Genomic DNA, 260 nt, shown 5'->3' on the forward strand with positions numbered 1-260 from the left:
TACTAATTCTGTAACAGATAAGTACTCTTGCATATTTACCCAGTTGTGTAGTAAACTTGCGAATTCTTTTACTGCCTTTGTAATTTTTGCACTTACACCAACATGCTCAATTTCATCAAATACAGCCGTTAATGAAATTCCGTTTTGCACACCGTAATTAATAATTTTATCGATAGAAGTCGCACCAATCCCGCGCTTCGGCATGTTAATAATACGTGCGAAACTAATCTCATCATCAGGATTCTCAATTAAACGTAAGT

Annotated in this window: 1 protein-coding gene; it reads right to left on the minus strand. The window is 35.4% G+C overall.

Going from position 1 to position 260, the window contains the following annotated elements; all coding sequences use genetic code 11:
• On the minus strand, positions 1–260 hold a 260-nt coding region (locus tag JDS96_RS31195), incomplete at both ends, for a 3'-5' exonuclease (protein ID WP_374221029.1).

The organism is Bacillus cereus group sp. N21 (assembly GCF_016483395.1).
GTDB classification, from domain to species: Bacteria; Bacillota; Bacilli; order Bacillales; family Bacillaceae_G; genus Bacillus_A; species Bacillus_A pseudomycoides.